The sequence below is a fragment of the Enteractinococcus helveticum genome, from assembly GCF_020742345.1.
GTDB lineage: Bacteria > Actinomycetota > Actinomycetes > Actinomycetales > Micrococcaceae > Yaniella > Yaniella helvetica_A.
This window is the reverse complement of sequence record NZ_DYXC01000050.1, coordinates 1-2,538: the sequence shown is the minus strand read 5'-3', so window position 1 is coordinate 2,538 and position 2,538 is coordinate 1. Positions and strand designations below refer to the sequence as shown.

The following is a 2,538-nucleotide window of genomic DNA, read 5'->3' as shown; positions in this document are numbered from 1 at the left end:
GTGCGTTGTGGTCGGGGCCGTTGCACTGTCGTTTCCGTGGTTGGATTCTTTGGATCAGCGGTGGACGACGTGCGAAGTCATCGAGGCGATCCGTTTCAGGGTGATAACACCAGCATGCAGCCGTGGAAGGTCCAGATTCGTACCACCGATTGCCAAGATGTGATCTATTCTGAGGGCGTGACCGAAGACAACGTGAAGCAGATCGCTGGCTCCATGGAACCTGGGCCATACGAGTTCAAAATGAGTTGGGTGTCGCGGCATCTGGCTGATGGCTGGTGGCCCACGATCGCCCCATCGGTCGTGGAGTTCCGACCGGCTGAATAGGGGAATAGGCCAACGGTTACCTCCGTCGTCCACAACCACACCTCGACCGACGGTGTCGCCATCGCCCGCATCATCCGGCCTGCCGCGACCCGTTCTGCTATTGCCGCCGGAACCGGTGGCGCGACATCGAATATGGCTGACTACCATTTCCACACCGAAGGTGATCGCACAGTGGGTGGTTATCTGTATAACGGTGCGGTTGGTTTTGTCACGAATGCTGGCGGGTCTTATCTGGCAAGTGGCGTCGGCTCGCACTTCTACTCAGCGGGTTCACGTTTGACCTCCCGTACCCTGCCTGTCTCGCCGACAGCTCGGCACGCGTTCGAACAAAACGTCGGAGGATTCGTGATGGAAAACGTCGGTGACCGGTTGTCTGGCGCTGCTGCAACGACGGTAAATAGCTTCGTGGTAGCTCCAGGCGAATTCGATTTGTCCACTGCAATCCGATCCGGAACTCACGGCTTCCTATATGGTGGAAGTGGTCCGACTCAGGGCCTACGAGTCGGCAACTAGGTTATGCGGTGATCACGATCGAACGAGATTCTTCGGGGGCACTTAAAAATACCGGAAACGAACGGCGGGGAAAACGTATCTGGGGCATTATCGCTGTCTTACTGGTTGTTGCGTTCCCACTGGGTATCGTTTTCGCAGTGCTCGAGTCCTCGAATCAGCAATGGGTCCGTTGCAATGTGACGCATGCCGAAAGCGTCGAGGGCACCAGGTTCAATGCTTCACCATGGATCGTGGCGATTGAGACGACCGACTGCGGACGCATGACCTATACCAAGGGTGTTTCCGAAGATAACGTTCAAGAGATCGCACAGGCATTTGAGCCAGGCGCCTACGAATTCAAACTTGGTTTTACCTCACGACTGGCAGCAGACGGTTGGGTACCGTTCTTGCGACCGTCGGCTCAAGAATACCGTGTGGTCGAAGAATAAGAAGTCTGTCGAGCATGGTCGAACCTGGTGGCCAGGGTGGACACTTTTTCAGGGTGATAACACCAGTATGCAGCCGTGGAAGGTGCAGATTCGTGCAACCGATTGCCAAGATGTGATCTATTCTGAGGGCGTGACCGAAGAGAACGTTGAGCAGATCGCTGATTCCATGGAACCTGGCACATACGAGCTGAAAATGAGTTGGGTATCGCGTCGTCTGGCTGATGGCTGATGGCTGATGGCTGGTGGCCCACGATCGCCCCCTCGGTTCAGGAGTTCCGACCGTGCCGAAACCAACTACAGCTGGGATGCTCGCGGTTGGTTGCGCGGCATCTCCGAGGACAACGCCCAAGGGACAACGGAAACCAAACTGTCGGTGAATGCCTTCGGTGAGCTGACCGTCGTCAACGATATCCGGTTGCGCTGGGATATCGCCGCCGGTGTCCCATCCCTGCTAGATGTCGATGGCACCTCCGTGTTCACCGGCCCAGCCGGTGTCACCGGGATTGAGACCAGCTGGCAAAACCACTGTGGTGCGCTGCTCGGGGGAAGTGATACTCAAGATCAAACACTGGCAGCAGTGTCCGCACACGCCGGGGTTTGTCTTGGCACCGACGGCAGCCTACAAATTGCCGGGCTGGAATGGATGGGCGCCCGTGCTTATGATCCGGCGTCGGCCAGCTTTTTATCCCAAGATCCTTTGGCAGCGCCGTTGGGTGCCTCCTGGACGGCTAATCCGTATTCATCTGCGGGCAACGACCCTTGACACGCCATCGACCCTCATGGCTTAGCACCGATTACTGACGACGAGCTGCAAGCGTATGCCGACGGATTGCAAGGCCCGATGGCCAGTGGGCTGAGCTCAGCCTGGGAAGGGGCCGATATAACGGAAAATTGGGCAAATCTGCCGAGAGGCCGCCACATATGCCGGACAATTCCTTGCTATGACACACAGGCCCCAGACTATGACCGCGATGCCCCGGGGCGCTGTACTTGCCAGGGGTCTGAATCAAAGATAGCTGGGTCGGTGTGGCAGATGGAAACCGGTCAGGTCGGCTGAACCGACAGGCTTTGAGGCCACCTGGCTGGAAGCGCCGCGTGTGTAGCACCGGGACGACTTCTTTAACGCAGCTCAAGCGCGTGCGATATGTGTGGATAACCGTGGCAAATAGTAGGTGAGTTGCGACATCGTGGATGTGGAGTCTTATAATCTGATTCGCTTCGGACGTCGTGGGATACTGTACGCATGTTTCTCAGTGCTTTGGACATGTTGGTC

The 2,538-nt window shown here is 56.9% G+C and carries 4 protein-coding genes; all 4 read left to right on the top strand.

Annotated features, from left to right (window positions below; all coding sequences use genetic code 11):
• A partial coding sequence (locus K8V32_RS03760; RefSeq protein WP_303903098.1) for a hypothetical protein occupies positions 1 to 324 on the top strand: 324 nt, incomplete at its 5' end.
• Between the two features lie 132 nt (positions 325 to 456).
• Entirely contained in the window at positions 457 to 837 is a 381-nt protein-coding gene (locus K8V32_RS03755) for a hypothetical protein (RefSeq protein ID WP_303903096.1), read from the top strand.
• Between the two features lie 8 nt (positions 838 to 845).
• Positions 846 to 1,265: a hypothetical protein gene (locus K8V32_RS03750; protein WP_303903093.1), complete on the top strand. Its 420-nt coding sequence runs from the start codon at positions 846 to 848 to the stop codon at positions 1,263 to 1,265.
• 235 nt (positions 1,266 to 1,500) lie between these two features.
• Positions 1,501 to 2,028, top strand: coding sequence for an RHS repeat-associated core domain-containing protein (locus K8V32_RS03745; RefSeq protein WP_303903091.1), 528 nt, complete (start codon positions 1,501 to 1,503; stop codon positions 2,026 to 2,028).
• The last annotated feature ends 510 nt before the right edge of the window (positions 2,029 to 2,538 follow it).

Coding starts and splice junctions, on each gene's coding strand:
- K8V32_RS03755 (WP_303903096.1), top strand. CDS start 457: ATGGCTGACTACCATTTCCACACCGAAGGTGATCGCACAGTGGGTGGT.
- K8V32_RS03745 (WP_303903091.1), top strand. CDS start 1,501: ATGGCTGGTGGCCCACGATCGCCCCCTCGGTTCAGGAGTTCCGACCGT.